This window comes from Rhodoferax sp. RT5P35, assembly GCF_056521385.1.
Map to the genome: position 1 here is coordinate 1 of NZ_JBWMAX010000110.1, position 1,478 is coordinate 1,478.

General features: G+C 65.6%; 3 protein-coding genes. 1 reads left to right on the forward strand and 2 read right to left on the reverse strand.

Going from position 1 to position 1,478, the window contains the following annotated elements:
• A partial coding sequence (locus AC097L_RS24060) for a twin-arginine translocation signal domain-containing protein (protein WP_479589251.1) occupies nucleotides 1-165 on the reverse strand: 165 nt, incomplete at its 3' end.
• Nucleotides 162-752 (reverse strand): hypothetical protein, encoded by a 591-nt coding sequence (locus AC097L_RS24065; protein WP_479589249.1) that lies wholly within the window; start codon nucleotides 750-752, stop codon nucleotides 162-164. The genes AC097L_RS24065 and AC097L_RS24060, both read right to left, overlap by 4 nt.
• A gap of 63 nt (nucleotides 753-815) precedes the next feature.
• Here AC097L_RS24065 and AC097L_RS24070 point away from each other — a divergent pair.
• A partial coding sequence (locus AC097L_RS24070) for a Mur ligase domain-containing protein (protein ID WP_479589250.1) occupies nucleotides 816-1,478 on the forward strand: 663 nt, incomplete at its 3' end.

Genomic DNA, 1,478 nt, shown 5'->3' on the forward strand with positions numbered 1-1,478 from the left:
CAGAGGTGCACCCTGCGGGGTGTTAAAACTGAGCCCCCACAACGCCTCTTCCACACCCGAAAGCAGGGGCGCGGGCTGGTATTTCCACCAAGCCACACCGGCACCCGCCAAGCCAGCGGCTGCCGCCACCCCGACCATGAGTCGGCGGCGTGAAGAGGCCATCATGGCGCGCCTTCCGCCAGCAAGCGGCGCACGGCAGCGGTGTCGCCCCGCGGGGCGCGGCCTTTGGAGTCGGGCTTCAGGGCCCCCCGCAGGTCGTCCAGGTCATAGACCATGAAGTGCACACCCACGGTTTCACCCAGTTCGGGGCTCAGACTGGCAAAGCTCAGCGCCTCGACCGGTTCGCCGCGAAACCCGGTGACGGTGGCCGGGGTGTAGGGCACGCGGTGGTCGATCAGTGCAATCTCGGCGGATTTGGAGTCGTCGCAAAACAGCTGAATCGCCAGGTCCGACAAGCGCGTGGCCGTGCCCTGCCACACCGCGCCGCACAAATGCGGGCGAAACCGCTCCATGCGCTCCATCCAGACCAGGGCCAACTGGCGCAGGGCGCGCAGTTCGGCGGGCTGGGTATCGCCACAAAACAGGTCGATATAGGCCCGCACCGCATCTTCCACGGTGTCGTTGCCGGGCAAAGCCGCGCGGCCTGCGCCCAGTTGCGCGGCGGCGCGGCGCTTGGCCGGGCCGTATTCCAGGCCTTCTTCCACCACCATACGGGCGGCGGTCTCGGCGATCTCTAAGGTCAGTGCATCCATGTCACGGATTTTGCCTTTTTTCACAATCCGGGTTGGGCCAGGGGCCACCCCTAAAATCCCCGCATGCACATTCATATTTTGGGTATTTGCGGCACCTTCATGGGAGGTTTGGCCGCTTTGGCGCGGGAGGCTGGGCACCGGGTCACCGGTTGCGACGCGGGGGTCTATCCACCGATGAGCGACCAGTTGCGCGCATTGGACATCGGACTGATCGAAGGCTTCTCGTCCGACCAGTTAGCCCTGAAGCCCGACATGTTCGTGGTCGGCAACGTGGTGTCGCGCGCCCGCGCAGCCGACGGCACGCCAAAATTTCCGCTGATGGAAGCCATTCTGGACGCAGGCCTGCCCTACACCAGCGGTCCGCAGTGGCTGGCCGAGCACGTGCTGCAAGGCCGCCACGTACTGGCGGTGGCGGGCACGCACGGCAAAACCACCACCACCGCGATGCTGGCCTGGGTGCTGGAGCACGCCGGGCTGCAGCCGGGCTTTCTGGTCGGTGGCGTACCGCTGAATTTCGGGGTGTCCGCCCGTTTGGGCGCGGGCAAGACCTTTGTGATCGAGGCCGACGAGTACGACACCGCCTTCTTCGACAAGCGCAGCAAGTTTGTGCACTACCGCCCGCGCACGGCGGTGCTGAACAACCTGGGATTCGACCACGCCGATATTTTTGACGACCTACCCGCCATCGATCGCCAGTTCCGCCACCTACTGCGCACAGTGCCCAGC